This window comes from Marinobacter vulgaris, assembly GCF_003344045.1.
GTDB classification, from domain to species: Bacteria; Pseudomonadota; Gammaproteobacteria; order Pseudomonadales; family Oleiphilaceae; genus Marinobacter; species Marinobacter vulgaris.
Genome location: NZ_QFWX01000001.1, coordinates 619,095 through 644,827, shown reverse-complemented (window position 1 = coordinate 644,827; position 25,733 = coordinate 619,095). Strand labels below are relative to the sequence as shown.

The 25,733-nt window shown below is 58.1% G+C and carries 21 protein-coding genes; 15 read left to right on the top strand and 6 right to left on the bottom strand.

Going from position 1 to position 25,733, the window contains the following annotated elements; all coding sequences use genetic code 11:
* Window positions 1–95: 95 nt before the first annotated feature.
* The 4 genes from fba to tkt form a co-directional block, all read right to left on the bottom strand.
* Window positions 96–1,160 carry a class II fructose-bisphosphate aldolase gene (fba, locus tag DIT71_RS02990; protein WP_114611702.1) on the bottom strand — a complete coding sequence of 355 codons (1,065 nt, stop codon included), beginning with the start codon at window positions 1,158–1,160 and terminating at the stop codon, window positions 96–98.
* Between the two features lie 184 nt (window positions 1,161–1,344).
* Window positions 1,345–2,505 (bottom strand): phosphoglycerate kinase, encoded by a 1,161-nt coding sequence (locus DIT71_RS02985; protein WP_114611701.1) that lies wholly within the window; start codon window positions 2,503–2,505, stop codon window positions 1,345–1,347.
* A 38-nt stretch (window positions 2,506–2,543) separates the two neighbouring features.
* A complete protein-coding gene (gene gap, locus DIT71_RS02980) occupies window positions 2,544–3,572 on the bottom strand; it encodes a type I glyceraldehyde-3-phosphate dehydrogenase (protein ID WP_114611700.1) in 1,029 nt (342 codons plus the stop codon).
* Window positions 3,572–5,572 carry a transketolase gene (gene tkt / locus DIT71_RS02975; protein WP_114611699.1) on the bottom strand — a complete coding sequence of 667 codons (2,001 nt, stop codon included), beginning with the start codon at window positions 5,570–5,572 and terminating at the stop codon, window positions 3,572–3,574. Before tkt ends, gap begins: the two co-directional genes overlap by 1 nt.
* A 233-nt stretch (window positions 5,573–5,805) precedes the next feature.
* Between tkt and DIT71_RS02970 the strand changes: the two genes are divergently transcribed.
* From DIT71_RS02970 to DIT71_RS02920, 11 genes are all read left to right on the top strand, one after another.
* A complete protein-coding gene (locus tag DIT71_RS02970; RefSeq protein ID WP_114611698.1) occupies window positions 5,806–6,807 on the top strand; it encodes an ArsR/SmtB family transcription factor in 1,002 nt (333 codons plus the stop codon).
* Window positions 6,808–6,956: 149 nt separating this feature from the next.
* Window positions 6,957–8,147, top strand: coding sequence for a methionine adenosyltransferase (gene metK / locus DIT71_RS02965; RefSeq protein WP_114611697.1), 1,191 nt, complete (start codon window positions 6,957–6,959; stop codon window positions 8,145–8,147).
* A 59-nt stretch (window positions 8,148–8,206) separates the two neighbouring features.
* Window positions 8,207–9,601 (top strand): adenosylhomocysteinase, encoded by a 1,395-nt coding sequence (ahcY, locus tag DIT71_RS02960; protein WP_114611696.1) that lies wholly within the window; start codon window positions 8,207–8,209, stop codon window positions 9,599–9,601.
* 12 nt (window positions 9,602–9,613) lie between these two features.
* Entirely contained in the window at window positions 9,614–10,483 is an 870-nt protein-coding gene (metF, locus tag DIT71_RS02955; protein WP_114611695.1) for a methylenetetrahydrofolate reductase [NAD(P)H], read from the top strand.
* A gap of 231 nt (window positions 10,484–10,714) precedes the next feature.
* Window positions 10,715–11,473 (top strand): transporter substrate-binding domain-containing protein, encoded by a 759-nt coding sequence (locus DIT71_RS02950; protein WP_114611694.1) that lies wholly within the window; start codon window positions 10,715–10,717, stop codon window positions 11,471–11,473.
* 69 nt (window positions 11,474–11,542) lie between these two features.
* The gene (locus DIT71_RS02945; protein ID WP_114611693.1) at window positions 11,543–12,214 is read left to right on the top strand and encodes an amino acid ABC transporter permease; all 672 of its coding nucleotides are present in this window, start codon (window positions 11,543–11,545) and stop codon (window positions 12,212–12,214) included.
* Window positions 12,215–12,227: 13 nt separating this feature from the next.
* Window positions 12,228–12,974: an amino acid ABC transporter ATP-binding protein gene (locus DIT71_RS02940; RefSeq protein ID WP_114611692.1), complete on the top strand. Its 747-nt coding sequence runs from the start codon at window positions 12,228–12,230 to the stop codon at window positions 12,972–12,974.
* Window positions 12,975–13,123: 149 nt separating this feature from the next.
* Complete coding sequence (locus tag DIT71_RS02935) at window positions 13,124–14,476, top strand: adenosylmethionine--8-amino-7-oxononanoate transaminase (protein ID WP_114611691.1); 1,353 nt, start codon at window positions 13,124–13,126, stop codon at window positions 14,474–14,476.
* Between the two features lie 10 nt (window positions 14,477–14,486).
* On the top strand, window positions 14,487–15,221 hold the full coding sequence (locus DIT71_RS02930; protein ID WP_114611690.1) for a 16S rRNA (uracil(1498)-N(3))-methyltransferase: 735 nt from the start codon (window positions 14,487–14,489) through the stop codon (window positions 15,219–15,221).
* Window positions 15,222–15,246: 25 nt separating this feature from the next.
* A complete protein-coding gene (locus DIT71_RS02925) occupies window positions 15,247–16,476 on the top strand; it encodes a hypothetical protein (protein WP_114611689.1) in 1,230 nt (409 codons plus the stop codon).
* A gap of 124 nt (window positions 16,477–16,600) precedes the next feature.
* Entirely contained in the window at window positions 16,601–17,641 is a 1,041-nt protein-coding gene (locus tag DIT71_RS02920) for an HDOD domain-containing protein (protein ID WP_114611688.1), read from the top strand.
* Here the strand turns inward: DIT71_RS02920 and DIT71_RS02915 are convergent.
* Together DIT71_RS02915 and DIT71_RS02910 are read right to left on the bottom strand one after the other, a co-directional pair.
* Window positions 17,638–18,960 carry a YihY/virulence factor BrkB family protein gene (locus DIT71_RS02915; protein ID WP_114611687.1) on the bottom strand — a complete coding sequence of 441 codons (1,323 nt, stop codon included), beginning with the start codon at window positions 18,958–18,960 and terminating at the stop codon, window positions 17,638–17,640. The genes DIT71_RS02920 and DIT71_RS02915 overlap by 4 nt on opposite strands.
* A gap of 60 nt (window positions 18,961–19,020) precedes the next feature.
* The gene (locus DIT71_RS02910) at window positions 19,021–19,953 is read right to left on the bottom strand and encodes a D-2-hydroxyacid dehydrogenase (protein WP_114611686.1); all 933 of its coding nucleotides are present in this window, start codon (window positions 19,951–19,953) and stop codon (window positions 19,021–19,023) included.
* Between the two features lie 98 nt (window positions 19,954–20,051).
* Here DIT71_RS02910 and tmpT point away from each other — a divergent pair, with 98 nt between their 5' ends.
* The 4 genes from tmpT to DIT71_RS02890 all read left to right on the top strand — a co-directional run bounded on the left by tmpT (window position 20,052) and on the right by DIT71_RS02890 (window position 25,731).
* The gene (gene tmpT / locus DIT71_RS02905) at window positions 20,052–20,705 is read left to right on the top strand and encodes a thiopurine S-methyltransferase (protein WP_114611685.1); all 654 of its coding nucleotides are present in this window, start codon (window positions 20,052–20,054) and stop codon (window positions 20,703–20,705) included.
* A gap of 233 nt (window positions 20,706–20,938) precedes the next feature.
* A complete protein-coding gene (locus DIT71_RS02900) occupies window positions 20,939–22,861 on the top strand; it encodes a PrkA family serine protein kinase (protein ID WP_114611684.1) in 1,923 nt (640 codons plus the stop codon).
* Window positions 22,862–22,894: 33 nt separating this feature from the next.
* Window positions 22,895–24,190, top strand: a complete 1,296-nt coding sequence (locus DIT71_RS02895; protein ID WP_114611683.1) for a YeaH/YhbH family protein — start codon at window positions 22,895–22,897, stop codon at window positions 24,188–24,190.
* Window positions 24,187–25,731: a SpoVR family protein gene (locus DIT71_RS02890; RefSeq protein WP_114611682.1), complete on the top strand. Its 1,545-nt coding sequence runs from the start codon at window positions 24,187–24,189 to the stop codon at window positions 25,729–25,731. The genes DIT71_RS02895 and DIT71_RS02890 overlap by 4 nt, the downstream gene beginning before the upstream one ends.
* Window positions 25,732–25,733: the final 2 nt, after the last annotated feature.

Sequence of the window (25,733 nt, the reverse complement as noted above, 5' to 3'; positions counted from 1 at the left end):
AGCCTACAGGGACGTATTTACGGCGTGTCCCGGAAGGAAGGCCTATCAGTGCGAAGCCCCCGCAACCGAAAGGCTACAGAGGCCAACTCCCAACCCTACTTAACCTTGGGATCAAGCTCCCCGGCAGCATAACGCTCAAACATGCGCTCAAGGTTAACAGGCTTGATCTTGCTGGCGTTGCCGGCAGTGCCGAAAGCCTCGTAGCGGGCCACGCAGACATCCGTCATCGCCTTCATGGTTTCCTTGAGGAATTTGCGCGGGTCAAACTCGGCCGGGTTCTGGGCCAGGAAGCGACGAACCGCGCCAGTGCTGGCCAGGCGCAGATCAGTGTCGATGTTGACCTTGCGAACACCATGCTTGATGCCTTCCACGATTTCCTCGACCGGTACGCCGTAGGTTTCCGGAATCTCGCCACCGTATTCGTTGATGATCTTCAGCCATTCCTGGGGCACAGAGCTGGAGCCGTGCATGACCAGGTGGGTGTCCGGGATACGGGCGTGGATGGCTTTGATCTGGTCAATAGCCAGGATGTCACCGGTCGGCGGACGGGTGAACTTGTAGGCGCCGTGACTGGTGCCGATGGCGATGGCCAGGGCATCCACGTGGGTTCTCTGGACGAAGTCCGCCGCTTCTTCCGGGTCGGTCAACATCTGGCTGTGATCCAGGGTGCCCTCAGCGCCGATACCATCTTCTTCACCGGCCTGGCCCGTTTCCAGAGAACCCAGACAGCCCAGCTCACCCTCCACCGATACGCCACAAGCATGGGCCATTTCCACAGTGCGACGGGTAACATCCACGTTGTAGTCGAAGTCGGTGGGCGTTTTACCATCTTCACCCAGGGAACCGTCCATCATTACTGAGCTGAAGCCCAATTGGATGGAACGCTGACACACAGCCGGGCTGGTGCCATGGTCCTGGTGCATCACTACCGGAATATGGGGAAACTCCTCAATGGCCGCCAGAATCAAATGGCGCAGGAAAGGAGCACCGGCGTACTTGCGGGCACCCGCGGAGGCTTGAACAATGACTGGAGAATCAGTCTTGTCGGCCGCTTCCATGATGGCCCTCATCTGTTCCAGGTTGTTCACGTTATACGCCGGCACGCCGTAACCATGTTCTGCGGCGTGGTCCAGCAGTTGCCGCATCGAAATCAGGGCCATTGGGTTTGTCTCCTTGGTTTATTAAATGTCTGTAGCAGACTTCCTAGCTTGGAGCCTGCTTCGGAGGGCCGAGAAGCTCTTCCGGGACACGCCGTGAATACGTCCATGTAGGCTCGTAAAAAACATCCCTGTTTTTTACGGTCCCGGAAGAGCTTCTCGGCCCTCCTCGCGATTTTACGATGTGCTATGCGCCGCGTTCTTCTAGTACGGCAACTGCCGGTAGCGTCTTTCCTTCCACGAATTCCAGGAAGGCACCGCCGCCGGTGGAAATGTACGAGATTTTGTCACTCACACCGTACTTGTCAATGGCAGCAACGGTGTCCCCGCCGCCGGCCAGGGAGAAGGCGTCGCTTTCTGCGATGGCTTCCGCCAGGGACTGGGTGCCGTTGCCGAACTGGTCAAACTCGAACACGCCAACCGGGCCGTTCCACAGAATAGTCTTTGAGGACTTCAGCAGGCCTGCAAACTTGGAGGCGGTCTCGGGGCCGACGTCGAGGATCATGTCGTCGTCAGTGACGTCATCGATTTTCTTGACGGTGGCTTCGGCGGTCTCGGCGAATTCGCTGGCGACTACCACATCCACTGGTAACGGGATTTCCACGCGGGAAGCGATTTCCCGGGCGGTATCGATCAGGTCGTGCTCACACAGGGATTTGCCCACAGGGTGCCCGGCGGCAGCGAGGAAGGTGTTGGCAATGCCGCCACCGACGATGATGGAGTCGCAGACTCTCTCCAGGGCGTTGAGTACATCCAGCTTGGTGGAGACCTTGGAACCGCCAACGATGGCAACCACGGGCTTGGCCGGGTTATCCAGGGCCTTGCCGAGTGCTTCCAGCTCCTTAGCCAGCAGCGGCCCGGCGCAAACCTCGGGGGCGAAGCGGGCAACACCGTGGGTGGAAGCCTGCGCGCGGTGAGCAGTGCCGAAGGCGTCCATGACATAGACATCGCACAGGGCTGCATACTTTTTGGAAAGCACTTCGTCGTCTTTCTTTTCACCCTTGTTGAAGCGCACGTTTTCGAGCAACACGACTTCGCCGTCGGCGACTTCAACGCCGTCCAGGTAATCGGTGATCAGGCGGACTTCCTGATCCAGCAGATTGCTGAGGTGCTCGGCCACCGGTTTCATGGAGGACGCCTCGTCATAAACGCCCTCTTCCGGGCGGCCCAGGTGGGACATCAGCATCACAGTGGCACCGGCGTCTCTGGCGGCCTTGATGGTGGGCAGCGAGGCGCGGATACGGGCATCGCTGGAAACGGCGCCGTTTTTTACCGGTACGTTCAGATCTTCACGGATCAGCACCCGCTTACCTGCGAGGTCCAGATCGGTCATTTTCTTGATGGCCATAACATTGATCCCTAAGTTTGCGGGGCCAGACCCCTTTGTCAGTGACCGGACAGCCAGCTTTTGCTGACGTCCAGCATCCGGTTTGCGAACCCCCACTCGTTATCAAACCAGCACAGCACCTTCACCATGGTACCGCCAGTGACCCGTGTCTGGCCGCCGTCGACAATGCCCGAGTGGGCGTCGTGGTTGAAATCGGAGCTTGCCAGAAGCTCATCGGTGTAGCCCAGAATGCGTTTCAACGGGCCATGGGCAGCATTTTTCAACAGGGTATTGACCGCCTCCACCGAGGTCCTTTCCCGGACGTTTACCACCATATCGATGGCCGACACGTTCATGGTGGGCACGCGCATGGCCACCGAGCTGAACCTGCCTTCCATGTGAGGAAGCAGGCGCTCAATGCCCCTGGCTAGACCCGTATCCACAGGAACGATGTTGTGCAGCGCGCTGCGGGTGCGGCGCAGGTCCTGGTGATGGTAGGCGTCAATGACGGGCTGGTCATTCATGGCAGCATGAATGGTGGTCGTGCTGCCCTGCTCCACACCCAGGGCATCGTCCAGGATCTGGATAACCGGCACCAGGCAGTTGGTGGTACAGGAGGCTGCCGCAACGATCCGGTCCGTATCCGTCAACTGGTCCTGGTTCACGCCATAAACCACGGTACGATCCACATCCGACTCCGCCGGTTGCGAAAACAGCAGGCGCGCCGCGCCGGCTTTCAGGTGCTGCTCTGCCGTGGCCCGGTCAGTGAACGCGCCGGAACATTCCAGCACCAGGTCAATGCCCAGCTCGTGCCAGGGCAGTTCCGAGGCATCGGCCTGGCGAACCACGCGGATGTGGTCACCATTCACAACCAGGGAATCGCCCTCAACCATGATTTCACCCTGGAACCGACCATGGGTGGAATCGTAGCGGGTCAGGTGGGCAATGGTGTCGATATCCGCCAGCTCGTTAATCGCGACCACCTGCAAATGGTCGCGAAAACCGTTCTCATAGAGCGCCCGCAAGACGCACTGGCCGATACGGCCGTACCCATTGATAGCGACGCGATACGGTGCGGCGGTGCTCATCAGGCTTCCAGCAGCTCACCGGCCACAGCAATGATGTTCTCAACGGTAAAACCGAACTCCTTGAACAGCTCACCCGCAGGCGCGGATTCACCAAAGCTGCTCATGCCCACCACGCGGCCGTCGAGGCCAACGTATTTGTACCAGTAGTCCTCGATGCCGGCTTCGACGGCAACGCGGTTGGTCACATCCAGCGGCAGAACTTCCTGCTTGTAGGCGGCGCTCTGAGCGTCAAAGGTGTCAGTGCTCGGCATGGAAACGACACGAACCCTGTTCCCTTTCTCCCGCAGCGCAGCCGCCGCGTCCTGCGCCAGCCCGAGCTCGCCGCCGGTGGCAATCAGGATCAGATCCGGAGTGCCTTCGCTGTCAGAAAGAATGTAGCCACCCTTGGCCACGTTCTGCAGCTGTGTGGCATCCCGATCCTGATGGGGCAGTCCCTGGCGGGAAAACACCAGGGCCGTCGGGCCGTCGGTACGCTCAAGCGCCGCTTTCCAGGCAATCGCAGATTCAACGGTGTCTGCCGGGCGCCACATGCTCATGTTGGGTGTGGTGCGCAAGCTGGCCATCTGCTCTACCGGCTGGTGAGTCGGGCCGTCTTCGCCCAGACCGATGGAGTCATGGGTGAAGACGTAGATGGAGCGCTGCTTCATCAGTGCGGCCATGCGCACGGCGTTACGGCAGTACTCCATGAAGATCAGGAAGGTGGCGCCATAGGGCACGAAGCCACCGTGCAGGGCCACGCCGTTCATGATGGCGGCCATGCCGAATTCACGAACGCCATAGTAGATGTAGTTGCCGCTGGCATCCTCGCTGGTCAGCGGTTTGCTGCCACCCCAGATGGTGAGGTTGGAGCCGGCCAGGTCGGCGGAGCCGCCCAGCAGTTCCGGCAGCAGCGGGCCATAAGCATTAAGGGTGTTCTGGGATGCCTTGCGGCTGGCGATGGTCTCGCCCTTGTCCTGGCATTCCTGGATATAGGCCTGGGCCTTTTTGGAGAAGTCTGCCGGCAGTTCGCCGGCCATGCGGCGCTTGAACTCGGCAGCCAGCTCCGGCTCGGCCTTCTCGTAAGCGGCAAAAGCCTGCTCCCACTCCGCCTGAGCGGCTGCACCCTTTTCCCGGGCATCCCAACCGCTGTAGATTTCTGACGGGATCTCGAAGGCGCCGTGGTTCCAGCCCAGCTTTTCCCGGGTCAGGGCGACTTCATCCTCGCCCAGCGCGGCGCCGTGGCAGGCTTCGGTGCCCTGTTTGTTGGGGGAGCCGAAGCCGATAATGGTCTTGCAGCAGATCAGCGTGGGCTGGGACGTGTTCGCCCGCGCCGCTTCAATGGCACCGCGGACCGCTTCCGGATCGTGGCCGTCGATGGCGGGAATGACCTGCCAGCCGTAGGACTCGAAACGCTTGGGAGTGTCGTCAGTGAACCAGCCATCCACTTCGCCGTCGATGGAAATGCCATTGTCGTCGTAGAACATGACTAGCTTGCCCAGACCCAGGGTGCCGGCAAGGGAGGAGACTTCGTGGGAAATGCCCTCCATCAGGCAGCCATCGCCCAAAAAGGCGTAGGTGTAGTGATCAACAATGTTGTGGCCGGGACGGTTGAACTGCTCGCCCAGGGCTTTTTCTGCCAGAGCAAAACCAACGGCATTGGCAATGCCCTGCCCTAAAGGACCGGTAGTGGTTTCAACCCCTGGCGTATACCCGTACTCCGGGTGACCGGGGGTTTTGGAGTGGAGCTGGCGGAAGTTCTTGATGTCATCGATGGAGACGTCATAGCCACTCAGGTGCAGCAGGGAGTACTGCAGCATCGAGCCGTGGCCATTGGAGAGCACAAAACGGTCGCGGTTGGCCCACTTCGGGTTGGCCGGGTTGTGGCTGAGGAAATCATTCCAGAGTACCTCGGCGATGTCCGCCATACCCATGGGCGCGCCCGGGTGGCCGGATTTGGCTTTCTGAACCGCATCCATGCTCAGCGCGCGAATGGCGTTGGCGAGATCTGTGCGAGATGGCATTGACGTTTTCTCCAGTTTTGGTCGGCAGAAGATGAACTGATAAAAAGAAGGCGCGTATTTTCGCCGATTAGTGACCACCGGGGCAAATCGGCGTCGCTCTTTTCACACCCCATGCCGTTGGCGGATTTTCTTCACTGGAAATTTGGCCAATATTTCAAACAGATCCAACACTATATCAATTTATTTTGATATAGATATTGATTGACCGGCCCTACATCCCTAGACTTTGCCCCATGACATCCCTGACCACACATGCAAATGAAGCGTCCTCCGTGGACGCCCTGGCACCGATCTTCAAAGCGAGCGGAGATCCGCTGCGCCTGGAAATTCTGCGTGTGTTACGCCGGGACACCTTCGGCGTGCTGGAACTGAGCCAGCTGTTCGATATGCGCCAATCCGGCATGAGCCACCACCTTAAAGTGATGCACAAGGCGGGATTGCTGGAACCCCAGCGCGAGGGAAACGCCATTTTTTACCGGCGCCCGCTGAATCTGGAAAGCGACAAACTCACCGACCAGACGATCCGCCAGGTGTTTGAAACCGTGGATCGCATTCCCCTGCCGCAACATCTGCGGGGAAAGATCGAGGCTATCCGCAACCAGCGTGCTGACCAGTCCCAGGCGTTCTTTGCGCGTTACGCGGAGAAATTCCGCGAGCAGCAGGAGCTGATCGCCGCGTTTGACCTGTACGCCGGACCCGTCGCCAACCTGATCCGCAACCGCTCTACCCGGCATGACTGGAAAACCGCCCTGGAAATCGGCCCCGGAGAGGGTGCATTCCTGCCCGTGCTCTCGGAACTCTGTGAGCATGTCGTGGCGCTGGACAATTCCCGCGACATGCTGGCCAAGGCCACACGCACCTGCATCAACGAGCATCTGAACAACGTCGACCTGATCGAGGGCGTCACGGACCACCTGCTGGCCCGGGGCGACGATTTCGACCTGGTAGTGGCCAACATGGTGCTGCACCACGTGCCCAGCCCCGCAGACATCTTCCTGGATGCCTCGGCACTGATGAAAACCGGTGGCTGCCTGATGATTAGCGACCTGTGCAGCCACGACCAGGACTGGGCAAAAGAGAACTGCGGTGACCTGTGGCTGGGCTTCGAGCCGGAAGAGTTAACCAGCTGGGCTGCCGATGCGGGCCTGGTGACCGGCGAGTCCCTGTTTATAGGCCTGCGCAACGGATTTCAGGTGCAGGTAAGAGAATTCTGGAAAAGCACGGACATTGTCTGAACGCAGAAATCAAAACTGCATCAGTTTTTTTTGATATAGAATTATGCAGGCTCTGAAAACTGATTTACGATACTGACATCAACACAGCCGGCCCGGCCCAAAGATCTACTGCCGGCGCGAATTTGCAACGCTCACAGAGGAGCAAACCTATGTCTGATTACAGCGTCTTTACCTCCGAATCGGTCTCTGAAGGCCACCCTGACAAACTGGCAGACCAGATTTCTGATGCCGTACTCGACGCCATTCTCGTGGATGACCCCCATGCGCGGGTTGCCTGTGAAACCATGGTAAAAACCGGTGTCGCCATCGTCGGCGGTGAAATCACCACCAGCGCCTGGGTTGACCTGGAAGACCTGGTACGGGACGTAATCAAGGACATTGGCTATACCTCTTCCAGGGTGGGCTATGACGGTGACACCTGCGGCATCATCAACATCATCGGCAAGCAGTCAGTCGACATCGCCCAGGGCGTTGATCGCAAGAAACCGGAAGACCAGGGCGCCGGCGACCAGGGCCTGATGTTCGGTTACGCCAGCAACGAAACTGACGTGCTGATGCCGGCACCGATCACCTTTTCGCACCGCCTTGTCCAGCGCCAGGCCGAAGCCCGCAAGAGCGGTTTGCTGCCGTGGCTGCGCCCCGATGCGAAAAGCCAGGTAACCTGCCGCTATGAAAACGGACAGGTGACCGGCATTGACGCCGTGGTGCTGTCTACCCAGCACGACGAAGACGTTACCCAGGCAGACCTGAAAGAAGCGGTGATGGAGCTGATCGTCAAAAACGCTCTGCCGGAAGAGTTGCTGCACAAGGACACCCAGTTCCACATCAACCCGACCGGCAAGTTCGTCATCGGCGGCCCCGTAGGCGACTGCGGCCTCACCGGCCGCAAGATCATCGTCGACACATACGGCGGCATGGCCCGCCACGGTGGCGGCGCTTTCTCCGGCAAAGACCCGTCCAAGGTGGACCGCTCCGCAGCCTACGCCGGCCGTTATGTCGCCAAGAACATTGTCGCCGCGGGCCTGGCCGAGAAGTGCGAGATCCAGGTGTCCTACGCCATCGGCGTGGCGCAGCCGACATCGATTTCCCTGAACACTTTCGGCACCGGCAAGATCAGCGACGACAGGATCATCCAACTGGTCCGCGAGCATTTCGACCTGCGCCCCTATGCCATCACCAACATGCTGGACCTGCTGCACCCGATGTACCGTGCCACGGCAGCTTACGGCCACTTCGGCCGCGAGCCGGTTGAGATGACCGTGGGCGGCAAGACATTTACCTCCTTCCCATGGGAGAAGACCGATCGCGCGGACCTGTTAAAGGACGCCGCTGGTATCTGATTTCAAAACTGGTCGTACAAAGACAGCGATCACCAGAATTTTAATGACAGGAGAACACCATGAGCACTCCAGCTGAGAAAATGAAGCAGTTCGACGACTACAAGGTTCGCGATATTTCACTGGCGGCCTGGGGCCGCAAGGAAATCAACATCGCAGAGGGCGAAATGCCCGCGCTAATCAAGCTCCGTGAAAAGTACAGGGGTGAGCAGCCGCTGAAAGGCGCCAACGTCATGGGCTGTATCCACATGACGATCCAGACCGCCGTGCTGATCGAAACCCTGATCGAACTCGGCGCCAACGTCCGCTGGTCGTCATGCAACATTTTCTCGACCCAGGACCAGGCCGCTGCCGCCATCGCCGCCCAGGGTATCCCGGTATTCGCCTGGAAAGGCGAAACCGACGAAGAGTACGACTGGTGCCTCGAGCGCACTGTGGGTGCGGACGTGGAAGGCTGGGAACCCAACATGATTCTGGACGACGGCGGCGACCTCACTGCCCTGCTCCATGAAAAATACCCGGAAGTCCTGGCCAAGTGCCACGGCGTGACCGAGGAGACCACCACCGGCGTACATCGCCTGCAGGAAATGATGCGGGACGGCAAGCTGAAGGTGCCTGCGATCAACGTCAACGACTCGGTCACCAAGGCCAAGAACGACAACAAGTACGGTTGCCGCCACAGCCTGAACGACGCCATCAAGCGCGCCACAGACCACCTGATGGCCGGCAAGAAGGCGCTGGTTATCGGTTACGGTGACGTGGGCAAGGGCTCTGCTGCGTCCCTGCGTCAGGAAGGCATGATTGTAAAAATCACCGAGGCCGACCCGATCTGTGCCATGCAGGCCTGCATGGACGGTTTTGAAGTGGTGTCGCCCTACCTCGACGGCGTCAATACCGGCACCGAAGCCGGCGTGAACAAGGCGCTGCTGCAGAACACCGACCTGCTGGTGACCAGCACCGGCAACATGAACGTGTGTGATGCCAATATGCTCAAGGCCCTGAAGACCGGTGCCGTGGTGTGCAACATCGGCCACTTCGACAACGAGATCGACACCGCCTACATGCGCAAGAACTGGGAGTGGGATGAGGTCAAACCCCAGGTACACGTGGTGTATCGCGACAAGGCCACCAATGACCATCTGATCCTGCTGTCTGAAGGCCGCCTGGTAAACCTCGGCAACGCCACCGGTCACCCGTCACGGATCATGGACGGCTCCTTTGCCAACCAGGTGCTGGCACAGATGTACCTGTTCGAGCGCAAGTTCGCCGACCTGCCGGAAGACGCCCGCGAGAAGGGCATCTACGTTCAGGTTCTGCCCAAGCAACTGGACGAGGAAGTGGCTCGCGCCATGGTGGAAGGCTTTGGCGGTGTGATCACCAAGATGACACCGGAGCAGGCGACGTACATTGGCGTACCGGTCGAAGGCCCGTACAAGCCGGAAAGTTACAAGTACTGATCAGGTAGCAGCATGGAAACCCAGAAACAGTTCAAGCGCCGCTTCAGCTTCGAGTTTTTCCCGCCCAAGACTGACATGGGCTGGGAGAAGCTGCAGGGCGTTCGCAACACGCTGGCCGAGGTTGACCCGGATTTTTTCTCGGTCACCTTTGGCGCCGGCGGCTCCACCCGGGACCGAACTGTGCAGACAGTACTGGACCTGCACAAGCGCGGCGTGTCCACCGCTCCGCATCTGTCCTGCGTGGGTGCCACCCGCGACAGCATTGCGGAACTGCTGGACGTATACCGTGACAATGGCATCAACCGTATCGTCGCCCTCCGGGGCGACATGCCCTCCGGCATGGGGGCAGCGGGTGAGCTGCGCTACGCCAATGAGTTGGTGACTTTCATCCGTAAACACAGCGGAGATACCTTCAATATCGAAGTGGCGGCCTATCCGGAGTTCCATCCCCAGGCCCGTACCGCGGAAGAGGACCTGAAGAACTTCGCCCGCAAGGTCGAAGCCGGCGCCAACAGCGCCATTACCCAGTACTTCTTCAACGCAGACAGCTACTTCTATTTTATCGACCGGCTGGAAAAGATGGGGGTCACCATTCCGGTGGTGCCGGGCATCATGCCCATCGTCAACTTCTCCAACCTGACCCGTTTCTCCGACATGTGCGGCGCGGAAATCCCCCGCTGGATCCGCAAGCAGCTGGAAGCCTACGGCGATGACAGCGACAGCATCCGCAAGTTCGGCGAGGAAGTGGTCACCGGCATGTGCGAGAAACTGCTCGCCGCCGGAGCCCCGGGATTGCACTTCTATACCCTGAACCAGGCTGAGCCCAGTGTCAGCATCTGGAAAAATCTGGGACTTGGCGAGCGGGAGAAGATTGCTTTTTGACGGATCTTCCATTCTGTCGGATTACCGCTTTGCGTAATCCGACACCCCTACTACTCCCGTCCCCCATCTCCCGTCCAACCATTTGATTTCCTGCATTTCTCCCGTTAATGGTCTAAAGTGTAGAGGTTGCAGTTCCATTAACCGCCCCCGGGCAAACCAGGCTTGATCAGCCTCGATTTCCGGAGCATCCCACCGGATGCCAGGGCGAACACAGAAGAAAAAGGAGATTGTATGAGCACAAAATGGCTTAAAACGGTTGGCGCAACCCTGGCATTCACCGTGGCAGCGGGAACCGCCAGCGCAGAGACTCTGCGTGTTGTTACCGACCCCAGCTTCGTGCCTTTTGAAATGATGGACCAGGAAACGGGTGAAATGATCGGCTTCGACATGGAAATCATTCGTGAAGTGGCGGACCGTGCCGGCTTTGAGATTGACCTGAACACCATGGACTTTAACGGCATTATACCGGCCCTTCAGACCGGCAATGTGGACATCGCCATCGCCGGCATCACCATCACCGAAGAGCGGGAGGAAATCGTTGACTTCTCTGACCCGTACTACGACTCTGGCCTGCGTATTCTGGTACGCCAGAGCAACGATGATGTGGAAGAGATCTCCGATCTTGAAGGCAAGAAAATCGGCACCAAAATCGGAAGCACCAGTTACGACTTCCTGACAAAAAATCTGGACGACAACGACGGCGTAACTCCCTATCCGGGCAGCTCAGACATGTACATGTCCCTTATGTCAGGCGCTGTTGATGCAGTCTTCTACGATGCGCCGAATGTCGGCTACTTCGCCAAGACCAAAGGCGAAGGCAAGGTGAAAACTGTTGGCAAGCTATACGAAGGCCAGCAATATGGCATCGCCCTGAAAGACGGCAGCGAGTGGGTCGATGACGTCAATGAAGCCCTGGCTGAGATCAAGGAAGACGGCACCTACAAGGAAATCTACGAGAAGTGGTTCGGCCCCATGCCGGAAGACCAGTAAAACTGAGAACCACAGCCGGGGCCGACAACGCCCCGGCTGGCAACTCCCCACTCAACGGAGACTCCCACTGTGGAATTCCAGTTTCAGTTTGACTGGCAGGCAGCGATTGACTCGATTCCCTTCCTGCTTAAAGGCGTTCCCTATACCCTATTGATTTCCTTCGGCGGCCTTGCCATTGGCTTTGTCCTCGGTATCTTTTTCGGTTTGCTGAGCATCAACAAAAAATGGTTCTTTCGCTGGCCTGCCACGGCGTACATCGAAATTTTCCGCGGCACCCCTATTCTCGTACAGGTGCTGTTCATCTTCTACGGCTTGCCGGACTTGATCGGCGGCCCCATTGACCCGCTGACTGCCGGTATCGCAGCCATTGCCCTGAACTCCGGCGCCTACATCTCGGAAGTGGTCCGGGGCGGCGTGCAGTCCATCGACAAGGGCCAGACCGAAGCGGGCCTGTCCCTCGGGTTGTCGCGATCCCAGACCTTCTGGTCGATCATCTGGCCCCAGGCTTTCCGCCGCATGATCCCGCCTTTGGGCAACCAGGCGATCGTGAGTATCAAGGACACCTCACTATTCTCGGTCATCGGCGTGGGCGAGCTGGTCCGTCAGGGCCAGGTGTATATCGCCAATACCTTTACCGCCTTCGAGGTCTACTTTGTGGTGGCTCTGATGTATCTCGCGATCACCCTCTCCCTCTCACTCGTGCTTCGCTACATAGAGCGGCGCGGGCTGGCTTCCGTCTGAAGGATAGGTACCCATGACACAGATCGTGCAAATGCAGGGCATGAACAAGTACTTCGGTACCTTGCATGTCCTCAAGGAAATTGACCTGACCGTTGAAGCCGGCGAAGTGGTGGTAATCATCGGCGCCAGTGGTTCCGGCAAGTCGACTCTTATACGTTGCGTCAACGGCCTGGAAGAATTCGAGTCCGGCAAATTGATAGTGGACGGTAACGAACTTGCCCCGAAAGGCGGTAACCAGAAAGCCCTGACCGAAATCCGCAAGGAAGTGGGCATGGTGTTCCAGCAGTTCAATCTCTTCCCCCACCTGACGGTGAAGAAAAACATCATGCTGGCACCCAGGAAGGTTAAGGAAGCACCCGAGCCCATCGCCAATGCCACGGCGGAGCGGTTACTGAACCGCGTGGGCATTGCCAGCCAGGCGGACAAGTACCCCTCCCACCTGTCCGGAGGCCAGCAGCAACGGGTAGCCATTGCCCGCGCCCTGGCCATGGAGCCAAAGCTGATGCTGTTCGACGAACCCACCTCGGCACTGGACCCGGAGATGATCGGCGAAGTACTGGATGTAATGCGGGAACTGGCGAAAGAGGGCATGACCATGATGGTGGTAACCCACGAGATGGGCTTCGCCCGGGAAGTGGCCGACCGCGTGATCTACATTCACGAAGGCAAAATTGTCGAGGAAGGCAAGCCGGCGGATGTCTTTGACAACCCGCAGAATGAACGTACCCAGGCATTTCTTAGCCGGGTGCTGGCGCACTGAGCAGGAGCCAGCCTGAAACAGTCACCCCGCCTTCCTGTAAACGCGGGGTGGCTGCCAGGCGGCAGTGGTCAGCAGGCGTTGTTAACTGTAATATCCGCACAGGTTAACCGCCGAGAATCCAGAACCTGACCGTCCCACGGAGATTTATCATGCGCAACGCTGACCTCGTCGCCCGCGGCCTCAAATCCGTATGGCATCCCTGTACCCAGATGAAAGACCATGAAGGAGCCGTACCGCTGGTCCCGATCAAGCGGGGTGAAGGCGTCTGGCTGGAGGATTTTGAGGGCAACCGGTTCATTGATGCGGTGAGTTCCTGGTGGGTCAACCTGTTCGGCCATGCCAATCCGCGAATCAACCACGCGATTCAGGAACAGATCGGCCAGCTGGAACACGTGATCCTGGCGGGGTTTACCCACGAGCCAGTGGTTAACCTGTCCGAGCGCCTTATCGAAGTGACCCCGGAAGGTCTTAACAAGTGCTTTTATGCAGACAATGGTTCTTCGGCCATCGAGGCGGCACTCAAGATGAGCTTCCATTACTGGAAGAATCACGGCAAGCCGGGCAAGAAAAACTTCGTGAACCTGAGCAACAGCTATCACGGAGAAACCCTGGGAGCCCTGGCCCTGGGTGATGTTGCTCTCTACAAAGACACCTATCAGCCGTTATTGATGGAAGTGCTGACAGCGCCCTCTCCCGACGCGTTCAATAAAGAGCCAGGGGAAAGCGACGAGGGTTACGCCCTGCGTCAGTTCGAGGCCATGGAAGCGCTGCTGGCAGAAAAGCACGACGAGATCTGCGCCGTGGTGGTCGAGCCTCTGATCCAGTGCGCAGGAGGGATGCGGATGCACCATCCCATCTATCACACCAGACTGCGTGAAGCCTGCAACCGCTATGGCGTGCACCTGATCGCCGACGAAATCGCCGTGGGCTTTGGCCGTACCGGCACTCTGTTTGCGTGTGAACAGTCCGGCATCACCCCGGACTTCATGTGCCTGTCCAAGGGCCTGACGGCCGGCTATCTGCCGCTGTCCGTGGTGCTAACCACCGATGACGTCTATAACGCCTTCTACGACGACTACCAGACCCTGAAGGCGTTCCTGCACAGCCACAGCTACACCGGCAACCCGATTGGCTGCGCCGTCGCCCTGGCAACCCTGGACATTTTCCGCGACGACAACGTTCTCGAGAACAACAGGCGCCTGAGCGCCTGCATGGCTGACTCCGTCGCCCACCTGGCTGACCATCCCAATGTTGGCGACATCCGTCAGCACGGCATGACCCTGGCGGTGGAAATGGTGAGGAACAAGGCCACCAAGGAGCCTTTTCCCTGGCAGGAGCGTCGTGGTATCCGGGTGTACCAGCACGCCCTCACCCGCCAGTCGCTGCTTCGGCCTCTGGGCAACGTCGTCTACTTTATGCCACCCTACGTGATCACCGAAGAACAGATCCGCCATCTGGCACAGGTCGCCACCGAAGGCATCGAACTCGCAGTACGGGACTGAAGCAGACACCATGCGTATCCCTCGCATTTACACCGACTCACCTCTTGACGAGGGTGCCAGTGCGGAACTGGACGACAACGCGGCACACCATGTTGGCCGAGTGCTGCGCATGCAGCCCGGGCAGGAACTGCTGCTGTTCAACGGCGACGGCAACGACTACCCCGCCACCATCACCGATGCCGGCAAAAAGCGGTTGGAGGTCCAGGTTGGCAGGCCGGTGATCAACGTCACTGAATCCCCTCTGGAGATCGTCCTTGGCCAGACCCTGTCCAAGGGAGACCGCATGGACTATGCCGTTCAGAAAGCGGTGGAAATGGGCGTCACCCGCATTGTGCCCCTCACCACCGAACGCTGCGACGTGAAACTCAAGGGCGACCGCGAAGACAAACGTCTGCGCCACTGGCAATCCGTAGCCGTCAGCGCCGCCGAGCAATGCGGCCGCGCCCGGGTACCTGAAATATTGCCGGTAATGCCACTGGCGGACTGGTTCGTGCACACCAGCGACTGCGACCTGCGACTGGTCCTCCACCACCGCACGGAACACTCCCTGGACACTCTGACCAGGCCCGCCCGGGTCGCCCTGATGATTGGCCCCGAGGGCGGCCTGAGCCCGGATGAGATCACCGCTGCCGAAACCGCCGGTTTCCTCCCCGTCGCCCTCGGCCCCCGCATCCTCAGAACCGAAACCGCGCCGATCGCGGCGATGGCCCTTTGCCAGTGGTTGTGGGGAGACATCGGACGTTGAACATCATGGAAGCTGCGAGCAACGGATGACAAGCCTGCTAAATACCCAGGAATTCTGGCAATACCTCAGTATCCCGGTCATTGCCGCCCTGATCGGCTGGATCACCAACTGGCTGGCCATCAAAATGACGTTCTATCCCCTGGAGTTCGTGGGAAAACCGCCACTACTGGGCTGGCAGGGCATTATCCCTTCCAAGGCCCGCAAAATGGCCGCCATCAGCGTGGACGCCACCATCTCCAAAATCGGTACCGTGCAGGAAATCTTCCAGCAGATTGACCCCGAGGTACTCGCTGCCCACATCATTTACACCGTCGAACCCCGCACCGAAGAATACGTCGACGAACTGATGCTCAAGGAGCACCCGATCTTCTGGGAAAACCTGCCGGCCTCCGCCAGGAATCTGGTCTATGAACGGGTACGCAAAGCCACCCCGCAACTGGTGGACAACCTGGTGGGCGATGTGTCTGACAACATCGAAGATCTGCTGGACATCAAGGGCATGGTCATCGAGCGGCTGGCGAAAGACAAACGCCTGCTGAACCGGATATTCATCGAATGCGGCGAGGTGGAATTCCGTTTCATCATCAACTCCGGGTTCTACTTCGGCTTTCTGTTCGGCCTGGGACAAATGACCGTGTGGTACTTCTACCAGGCCTGGTGGGTGCTGCCCTTCTTCGGTTTGCTGGTGGGTTGGGCCACCAACTGGATCGCACTGAACGTGATCTTTCGCCCGCTGCATGAGAAAAAAATAGGACCTTTCCGGCTGCAGGGGCTGTTTCTGAAGCGTCAGCCCGAAGTGGCGGAATCCTTCTGCCACATCGTGACTCATGAAATTCTCACCGTCGGCAATATCGTTTATGCCATCATGGAAGGCCCGAAAGGTGACCGCGCCCGCAACATGGTCAAGAAACACATCAAGCCCCTGGTGGATGAGACCGCCGGCCTGGGCAAAGCCCTGACTCAGGTGGCTTTTGGACCGACAGGCTTTGCCACCCTTAAAAACCAGGTGGGCCAGAAAGCCATCGATATTTCGCAAACCTCTTTCAACAATCCTGCATTTGAAACGGACCGGGCGCGGGCGGTAGAACGAATCATGGTTAAACGCATGATTGCCCTCTCCTCGGAGGAATTCCAGGACCTGCTGCGGCCCTGCTTCCAGGAAGACGAAATCAAACTGATCCTGGTGGGCGCCTTCCTGGGTTTCACGGCCGGACTCTGTCAACTGGTCTTCGTGTTCGGCGGCTCCGTTTTCTGAGGTCGGGGCTGAAAAACCACCAGTTATCTGCGCATTCACGCTGGGCATAATCGTCTCCTGACTCTATACTCAGGCCAGACCGGTGTGTATGTCCCGGCGACAATTCTTTTCCCGGAGGCAGCGGATGCCAGGCTTTCTTTCCTGGATGTCAGGGTTATTTTTTTCCGACAAACCGAACAGAGTATCAGCACCTGAGTCCCGCCTGCTTAACCCGGCTGCGTCAACGGAAAACAGCACGGAGACAGATCCCGCGCTGGTCCACCAACTGGAAGAGTATCTGTTTTGCTGGCTTCTTGACTCGCCGCCCACAGCGCTGCACTCGGAAGCCGGGCGATGGGAACACATACTGGAGGATCTGCGGGAGCGAATTGCCACGGGGGCGCTTAATGAGTTACCACGCCAACCCATGACCCTGCCCAAGCTGATGCGGGCGCTCTCCGATGACAAATCGGACCGGAACCAGCTCACCGAGATCATCCTCGATGATCCGGCACTCACCGACCAATTGCTACAGATTGCCAACAGCCCGTATTTTCGGCCCGGGGACCAATCCATCGACTCCGTGGACCAAGCGGTTTTCGTGCTGGGTCTGGACGGTATTCGCAACGTGATTTCCGCCTCCATCATGCGCCCCATGATGGCAGCCCGTAACAGTCGCGAGGCCCTTTTTGCCCAGAGAGTGTGGCGCTGGGGCCTCACCTGCGCCCGCAGCGCGGAACTGATCGCGAAAATCCAGGGCCAGGACAGCAGTGTTTACTTCATGTCCGGGTTACTGCCTGCTCTCTCCTATATCACCCTTCGCAGAGAGCTGCAGCGGATATGTCACGCCGAGCCGGGAATGACGGAACCTCCCGCCTCGCTGATACACGACGCCCTTTCCCGCTACCAGTGGGCAACGTCACAGCTGCTAGCCAATGAGTGGAATCTTCCTCCCAAATACCATGCCCTGCTGATGGCGGCCGAGCGACCTGCCCCGAGGCAGAGGCACACCCCGCTTAACGACGGCATTATCGTGGGAACCCGGGAAGTCCTGCGCCATGCCCACCAGCGCAACATGCCGGAGGAAGACGTGCTCAGTATCATTCACATTTCCGGACCACAGTTTACCCGGGTGCGCAAAGTCATTCTTGACGTACTGGAGGCCGGCTCCAAAGCACGTGCCTAGGAGCTTTTGCCGCCTTCTTCTTCCTGCCTCAACAATTCGGCAAAGGAAACCGATTCGTCTTCCGGAGCGCGGGCCAGGAGTCGTCGGGGCACCAGATACGGCAGGCGGTCAACCACACGGTCTTCATCGTGGCGAATGGCTTCCAGCACCCCGCCAATGGTTATCCTATCCAGAGACTGTCCCGGCACCAGACAGTCGCCGTTTCGGCCCGCCAGCTCCAGCAGTCGCGCACGAATGAGCTTGTCGCTGACGCCACGGGTTACCTCGCCGGGCACCCGCAGCTTCTGCTCAATCTCCTCCTGCTGGGGAGCCGGCCGGCCTTCACTGAAAGGCTTTGCCACCAGCCACATCAGTGCCAGGCCGGTATTTTCCTGCAGCTCCGGTGACAACCTTACCTGCCTGCGTTTGGCCACCGCGCCGGGATTCTGCAGATAAAACGCAATACTGGAACCCAGCAGAAGGATTATCCAGTTCAGATATAGCCAGATCAGCAGGATGATGCCGATGGCAAAACTGGAGTAAATGGCCGCGTACTTCGCTGAACCTGCCACAAAAGACGCGAACAGCATGCCTGCGAACTGCCAGGAGACGCCGGCTACCAGACCACCGATCAGGGCGTAACGAAACTTCACTCTGGTATTGGGAATAAACACGTACACGAAGGTGAATGCCCCCACCACGAGCATAAAAGGGGTAAAGCGAGTGGCAAAAAGAACCGCTGACCCCAGCGGCTCAACCGCCATCAGCGCCTGGACCAATGACGATGAAAAAATGGTAGCACTGATACCTATTGCCGATACCATCAACAGCGGACCAATCATGATCACGCTGAGGTAATTGCTGAAACGCTGGGCCATGGAACGCATATCCGGCACTCGCCAGATCATGTTGAAGGAGCGCTCGATTTTCTGCACCAGCGAAATCACGGTATAAACCAGCAGAGCCAGGCCCACCGAACCCAACACACCGACTTTCATGTTATCCACAAACCCGAGAATCTGCTCGGCAATCTGCACGCCCTGAGGTCCCATGGGTTCAAAGAACTGGAACAGGAACGGCTCCATACGCTCGTGCACGCCCAGCGCCTTGAGCACAGAAAAGCTCAGCGCCAGCAGCGGCACAATACTCAACAGCGTGGTATACACCAGGCTCATGGCGTGCAGGGTCAGGTTGCCGGCAGTGATATCCCGCACCAGGGCATAAGCCGTACGCCCGGTTTTATAAAGCCATGTCCATGGCCAGCTTTGCGGCGGGTTGGGATTGGCCAGAATCCAGGTCTCAGCTTGCTGGAGTCTGTCTTTCAGTTGGATAGAAGCCACACAACATCCTGCTTAAAAGTGTTTTTTTACTGGTGACAATTCAGAAGAGTAACTGTTAAATCAGACAGATGACAGATTCCGCGCTGTAATCTCCACAATCCTCTGCCTCGCTTCCCGACTTGCCCACGCGGAATGGGGGGTCACAATCAGATTGGGAATGTCGTCCGCCAACAGCGGATTGCCGTTGCGGGGCGGCTCTTCAGTCAGCACGTCAAAGCCGGCGCCGCCAATGGTACCGGCCCGCAGGGCGTCGGCCAGTGCCTGCTCGTCCACCAGGCCTCCGCGGCTGGTATTGATCAGCAGCGCCTCCTTTTTCATCATCTTCAGCTCGCGGGCACCGATCATGTTCCGGGTTTCGTCCGTCAGCAGGCAATGCAGGGAGAGTACGTCTACCCTGGGCAGTAACTCGTTCATGGGAACCCTGGTGTAACCATCCACCTCGCCAGCGGCCTGGCCCGGTCTTGCGCCGAGCAGGATATTCATACCGAATGCCCTGGCCCGTTCAGCCACCCCCTGCCCGAGATCACCGTAACCAAAAATTCCCAGCGTCCGCCCTTCCAGCTCCATGATCGGATGATCCATCAGGCAGAACATCGGGCTCTGTCCCCAGCGTCCGGCCCGCACATCCCGGTCGTAATCCAGCAGGCGCGTGGCCAGTGCCAGCATCAGCGCCATCGTATGCTGTGCCACGGTTGATCGCCCGTAGTTGGTGACATTCATTACCGCTATTCCGTGGGCCTTCGCAGCTTCCTGGTCAATGTTATTCAATCCGGTAGCCACCACCGCAATCGTCTTCAGTTCCGGACAGGCCTCAAAATGCTCCCGCCTCAGCACCACTTTGTTCACCAGAACCGTGTCAAAATCCCGGATTCGTTCCGTTACCTGCTCCGGTGATGTCCGCGGGTGTTTCACCATCTCACCGGTCACGGCCTCAATCGGCGAAAGGTCCACGTCGCTACCCAGGGTGTCTGCGTCCAGAAATACGGCTTTCATTTATCAATCCTTATTCGTGAAAGTATTGGCCAACCAACAGTCCTCAAGATTAAGTTAGACTGGACAAAACCTCCAACCGGCAAAAAAGGGGAACCCATATGGACCATGAATTCTGGCATGAACGCTGGGCCAAGAAAGAAATCGGCTTCCACGAAGGCACCGTCAACCAATACCTTTACGACCACTGGCCGGAACTGGCCGGCGATGGCACCGGCGCTGTGTTTGTTCCCCTGTGCGGAAAAGCACACGACATGTGGTGGCTCCACGACCGCGGCCACCCCGTGATTGGTGTGGAACTGAGTGAAGTCGCCTGCAAGGACTTCTTCGAGGAGGGCGGCGAAAAAGCGAAGGTCCATCCCGGCGAGCCCTTCATTACCTTCAAACACGATGGGCTGGAACTCTGGTGCGGCGATTTTTTCCAGATCGTGCCGGATGACCTGAAACACGTAAAGCTGGTGTACGACCGCGCCGCCCTGATCGCGCTGCCACCCCACATGCGCAAGGACTACGTCGACCACCTGACCGCAGTCATTCCGGACGGGACACGGATACTATTGATCACCCTGGACTACGATACCGTGATCAAGGGCCCGCCCTTCAACGTCAGCGACGACGAAGTGCGGGAACTCTACTCCGACGATTACGAAATAGAGCATATCCTGACCAACACCCTGGCAAAGGACCACCCCTTCACCAAGCGCAAAGGGCTGGCGGGAGCCACTGAAAGCGTGTTCCGGCTCCGTAAACGCTAAATCATAATTTAATGAACCTTAACGTTTCTCTCCCTGTCCAACTCCCGAAGCTTGAACTAAGCTCAAAGTAACCGAACCGAAATACAGTACCAGCGTTTTTCGGTTCGGTACTCCCTATACTTCCATCCATAACCTTAACACCCGTCCGGAGTGGCGGATCCAATAGCAACGGGGAAATTGCGTGAACTAAAAGCTGTCTATTAAACAGTAAGAGAGCAAGCGAGGGGCCATCTATGACCATCATGCAGCACTTCAAAGACCGGTATGAAGCGACTCAGGAGGAAGAATACACTCTTGAGGAATACCTGGAGATCTGCAAAAAGGACCCGGCGGCATACGCCACTGCCGCAGAACGGATGTTATTGGCAATCGGCGAACCGGAACCTGTCGACACCTCCCGTGACTCCCGACTGTCACGCATTTTTTCCAACAAGGTGATCAAGCGCTACCCGGAATTCTCGGAATTCTACGGTATGGAAGAAGCGGTCGAGAATATCGTCTCCTTCTTCCGCCACGCAGCCCAGGGCCTGGAAGAGAAGAAACAGATCCTGTATCTGCTCGGGCCCGTCGGCGGTGGTAAATCCTCGCTGGCAGAAAAGCTCAAGTCTCTGATGCAGAAAGTGCCCTTCTATGCCATCAAGGGTTCGCCGGTGAACGAATCCCCGCTGGGCCTGTTCGATCCGGCGGAAGACGCGGCGATTCTGGAAGAAGAATACGGCATTCCGTCCCGCTATCTGAAGTCCATCATGTCCCCCTGGGCGGTAAAGCGCCTGCACGAATACGGCGGTGACATCAGCCAGTTCCGGGTGGTGAAGATGTACCCGTCGGTTCTGGACCAGATCGGTGTTTCCAAGACCGAACCGGGGGACGACAACAACCAGGACATTTCCGCATTGGTGGGCAAGGTAAACATCCGCATGCTGGAGGACTACTCTCAGGATGACCCGGACGCCTACAGCTTCAGTGGTGGCCTGTGCAAAGCCAACCAGGGCCTGCTGGAATTCGTGGAGATGTTCAAGGCCCCGATCAAGGTTCTGCACCCGCTGCTGACCGCCACTCAGGAAGGCAATTACAACACCACCGAGGGCATGGGATCCGTGCCCTTCGACGGTGTCATACTGGCCCACTCCAACGAGTCCGAGTGGCAGACCTTCCGTAACAACAAGCACAACGAGGCCTTCCTCGACCGGGTTTACATCGTCAAGGTGCCTTATTGCGTGCGCGTTACCGAAGAGATTGATATCTACCGCAAACTATTGCGTGACAGTTCCCTGGCCGGTGCCCCCTGCGCCCCGGACACCCTGGACATGCTGGCGCAGTTCTCCATTCTGTCGCGCATCAAGGAGCCGGAGAACTCCAGTATTTTCTCCAAGATGCGCGTCTACGACGGCCAGAACATCAAGGATACCGATCCCAAGGCCAAGTCGATCCAGGAATACCGGGATGCGGCCGGTGTGAACGAGGGCATGGACGGGCTGTCGACACGTTTTGCCTTCAAGATCCTGTCCAAGGTGTTCAACTTCGACACCACCGAAGTCGCTGCCAACCCGGTCCACCTGCTGTATGTGCTGGAAAAGCAGATAGAGCAGGAGCAGTTTCCGGCGGAAACCCATGACCGCTACCTGCGGTTTATCAAGGAGTTCCTGGCACCCCACTATGTGGAATTCATCGGCAAGGAAATCCAGACCGCGTATCTGGAAAGTTACAGCGAGTACGGCCAGAATCTGTTCGACCGCTACGTGACCTATGCCGACTTCTGGATACAGGATCAGGAATACCGCGATCCGGAGACCGGGGAAATCCTCAACCGGTCAGCCATTAACGATGAGCTGGAAAAAATCGAGAAACCGGCGGGCATCAGTAATCCAAAGGATTTCCGTAACGAGGTGGTCAACTTCGTGCTGCGGGCACGGGCCAATAACCAGGGGCGCAATCCGTCCTGGCTCAGTTACGAAAAGCTGCGCAGCGTGATCGAGAAGAAGATGTTCTCCAATACCGAAGACCTGCTTCCGGTGATTTCTTTCAATCCGAAGGCCAGCCAGGAAGACCAGAACAAGCACAAGCAGTTCGTCGAGCGTATGGTCGATCGAGGCTACACGGAGAAACAGGTCCGTCTCCTTGCGGAATGGTACCTGCGGGTTCGTAAGTCTCAATAAGTCAGCTCTCATGCGCTGAACTGGAGTGAAACTATGGGTATGACCCACGTAGTCGATCGGCGACTGAACGGAAAGAACAAGAGTGCGGTAAACCGGGAACGGTTCCTGCGTCGCTACCGTCACCACATCAAGAAGGCGGTGGCGGATGCGGTTCACCGCCGCTCTATCACCGACATCGAACGCGGTGAAAATGTCAGCATCCCTTCCCGGGATACCGACGAACCGATTTTTCATCATGGCCAGGGTGGCAAACGGGAAGTGGTGCATCCGGGCAACAAGGAGTTTGTGGCCGGGGATACCGTGCCCAAGCCCCCCGGGGGCGGCGGTCAGGGCCAGGGACAAGGCCAGGCAAGCCCAGACGGTGAAGGCATGGATGAATTTGCTTTCCAGATCACCCAGGAAGAGTTCCTGGATTTTCTGTTCGATGACCTCGAACTGCCCAATCTTGCCCGCAAGAGGCTGAAGGATACCGAAGCGTTCAAGTACGTTCGCTCCGGCTTTTCCACCCAGGGCGTTCCCGCCAAACTGGATGTAGTGCGCTCGTTGCGAGGTGCCCATGCGCGGCGGCTGGGCCTGGGTGGTGCCCGCAAGAAGAAAATCCGCGAGATGGAAGCACAGCTGGCGGCACTGAAGAGCGCCCCGGAAGATCTGGACCCCGCCTTCAGCCACGAGGATCAGATCAAGGCGCTGGAGGATGAGATCGCCGAACTCAAGGCCAATGTCCGCCGCATCCCTTTCATCGACGAGATCGATCTGCGTTACCGCCAGCATCTGAAGCAGCCTCAACCGGCCACCAGTGCCGTGATGTTCTGCCTGATGGATGTATCCGGGTCCATGACCCAGATGCACAAGGACATCGCCAAACGCTTCTTTATTCTGCTGTACCTGTTCCTGAAGAAAAACTACAAGAAGATCGACGTGGTCTTTATCCGCCACCACACCAGCGCCAAGGAGGTGGACGAGGAAGAGTTCTTCTATTCACGGGAGACCGGCGGCACGATTGTTTCCAGCGCGCTGAAACTGATGCACAAGATCATCGAATCCCGCTATTCCCCCGCCGAGTGGAACATCTACGCAGCCCAGGCTTCGGACGGCGATAACTGGAACGATGACTCCCCCATCTGCAGCAAGTTGCTGGCCGACAGTATTTTACCGCTGGTTCAGTACTACGCCTATGTGGAGATCACACCCCAGGATCACCAGATGCTGTGGTATGAGTACGAGAAGATCCAGGAGCGATTCCCCCAGAGCTTCGCCCTGCAACAGATCGCCGATCCCGGTGAAATCTATCCGGTCTTCCGCCAGCTGTTCGAGAGGAAAGCCGCATGACCGACACCATGGACAGACCCAACGCGCCTAAAATCCGCGAACCGATTTCCACCAGCTCCGAGTGGACGTTTCCGCTGCTTGAAAAGTATGACGAGGAAATTGCCAAGTGTGCGGCGGAGTTCGGGCTGGACACCTATCCCAACCAGGTGGAAGTGATCAGTGCCGAGCAGATGATGGACGCCTACAGTTCCGTGGGTATGCCGGTGGGGTACCACCACTGGTCCTTCGGCAAGCAGTTCCTGTCGACATCCAAAGGTTACCAGCGGGGCCAGATGGGACTGGCGTACGAAATCGTCATTAATTCCAATCCCTGCATCGCCTATCTGATGGAAGAGAACACCCTGCCCATGCAGGCACTGGTGATTGCCCACGCCTCCTACGGTCACAATTCGTTCTTCAAGGGCAATTACCTGTTCCGTACCTGGACCGATGCCAGTGCCATTATTGACTATCTGGTGTTTGCGCGGGATTACGTGGCCGAATGCGAGGAGCGGCATGGCGTGGACGCGGTCGAGCAGATTCTGGATTCCTGCCATGCGCTGATGAATTACGGGGTGGACCGCTACAAACGTCCCGCGCCTATCTCCGCGGCGGAAGAAGCGCGCAGGCAAAAGGAACGGGAAGAATACCAGCAGCGCCGTCTCAGCGATCTCTGGCGAACGATTCCGAAGCTGGACGATGATGAAGACCCGATCCGGCGCAAGCAGCGTTATCCGGAAGAGCCCCAGGAAAACATTCTCTACTTCATCGAGAAAAACGCACCGCTGCTGGAAACTTGGCAACGGGAACTGATTCGCATCGTGCGCAAGCTGGCGCAGTATTTCTACCCCCAGCGCCAGACCCAGGTGATGAACGAGGGCTGGGCAACTTTCTGGCACTACACACTGTTGCACCGCATGTACGACAAGGGCCTGGTGAACGACGGCTTCATGCTGGAGTTCCTCCAGAGCCATTCCGCGGTGATCTACCAGCCGCCGTTTGACAGTCCCTGGTACTCGGGCATTAACCCTTACACCCTGGGCTTTTCCATCTTCACCGACCTCCGTCGCATCTGCGAAAACCCGACCGCCGAGGACCGGGAATGGTTCCCGGATATTGCAGGTACAGACTGGGTGGAAACCCTGCATTTCGCCATGAAGAACTTCAAGGACGAAAGCTTCATCCAGCAGTTTCTGTCGCCCAAGGTGATGCGGGACATGAAATTCTTTGCCATCCAGAACGATGATGAAGAAGACGTGTACCGCATCACCGCGATCCACGACGATCCGGGCTACCGTGCGCTCAGGGAGAAACTGGCGCGGCAATACAACCTCAGCTATCGGGAGCCCAACATCCAGGTATGGAATGTGGATGTCAGGGGCGATCGCTCGTTGACCCTGCGGCACATTCCCGTGGACCGGGTGCCATTAGGGGACGACACTGAGGAAGTGCTGCGCCATGTACACCGGCTGTGGGGTTTCGACGTGCATCTGGAGAGTGTAGATGATGGCCGGGTGGTGGAAGAGGCCCACTGCCCGGTGAAGGAACTGGATGAGGAGTGACC

Excerpts from the sequence above, each read along its gene's own strand:
- DIT71_RS02890 (WP_114611682.1), top strand. The coding sequence starts at position 24,187 with ATGACCGACACCATGGACAGACCCAACGCGCCTAAAATCCGCGAACCG.
- DIT71_RS02985 (WP_114611701.1), bottom strand. The coding sequence starts at position 2,505 with ATGGCCATCAAGAAAATGACCGATCTGGACCTCGCAGGTAAGCGGGTG.
- ahcY (WP_114611696.1), top strand. The coding sequence starts at position 8,207 with ATGAGCACTCCAGCTGAGAAAATGAAGCAGTTCGACGACTACAAGGTT.
- DIT71_RS02920 (WP_114611688.1), top strand. The coding sequence starts at position 16,601 with ATGCCAGGCTTTCTTTCCTGGATGTCAGGGTTATTTTTTTCCGACAAA.
- DIT71_RS02935 (WP_114611691.1), top strand. The coding sequence starts at position 13,124 with ATGCGCAACGCTGACCTCGTCGCCCGCGGCCTCAAATCCGTATGGCAT.
- tkt (WP_114611699.1), bottom strand. The coding sequence starts at position 5,572 with ATGCCATCTCGCACAGATCTCGCCAACGCCATTCGCGCGCTGAGCATG.
- DIT71_RS02910 (WP_114611686.1), bottom strand. The coding sequence starts at position 19,953 with ATGAAAGCCGTATTTCTGGACGCAGACACCCTGGGTAGCGACGTGGAC.
- DIT71_RS02950 (WP_114611694.1), top strand. The coding sequence starts at position 10,715 with ATGAGCACAAAATGGCTTAAAACGGTTGGCGCAACCCTGGCATTCACC.
- DIT71_RS02970 (WP_114611698.1), top strand. The coding sequence starts at position 5,806 with ATGACATCCCTGACCACACATGCAAATGAAGCGTCCTCCGTGGACGCC.
- metF (WP_114611695.1), top strand. The coding sequence starts at position 9,614 with ATGGAAACCCAGAAACAGTTCAAGCGCCGCTTCAGCTTCGAGTTTTTC.
- DIT71_RS02930 (WP_114611690.1), top strand. The coding sequence starts at position 14,487 with ATGCGTATCCCTCGCATTTACACCGACTCACCTCTTGACGAGGGTGCC.
- gap (WP_114611700.1), bottom strand. The coding sequence starts at position 3,572 with ATGAGCACCGCCGCACCGTATCGCGTCGCTATCAATGGGTACGGCCGT.
- fba (WP_114611702.1), bottom strand. The coding sequence starts at position 1,160 with ATGGCCCTGATTTCGATGCGGCAACTGCTGGACCACGCCGCAGAACAT.
- DIT71_RS02925 (WP_114611689.1), top strand. The coding sequence starts at position 15,247 with ATGACAAGCCTGCTAAATACCCAGGAATTCTGGCAATACCTCAGTATC.
- metK (WP_114611697.1), top strand. The coding sequence starts at position 6,957 with ATGTCTGATTACAGCGTCTTTACCTCCGAATCGGTCTCTGAAGGCCAC.
- tmpT (WP_114611685.1), top strand. The coding sequence starts at position 20,052 with ATGGACCATGAATTCTGGCATGAACGCTGGGCCAAGAAAGAAATCGGC.
- DIT71_RS02940 (WP_114611692.1), top strand. The coding sequence starts at position 12,228 with ATGACACAGATCGTGCAAATGCAGGGCATGAACAAGTACTTCGGTACC.
- DIT71_RS02895 (WP_114611683.1), top strand. The coding sequence starts at position 22,895 with ATGGGTATGACCCACGTAGTCGATCGGCGACTGAACGGAAAGAACAAG.
- DIT71_RS02900 (WP_114611684.1), top strand. The coding sequence starts at position 20,939 with ATGACCATCATGCAGCACTTCAAAGACCGGTATGAAGCGACTCAGGAG.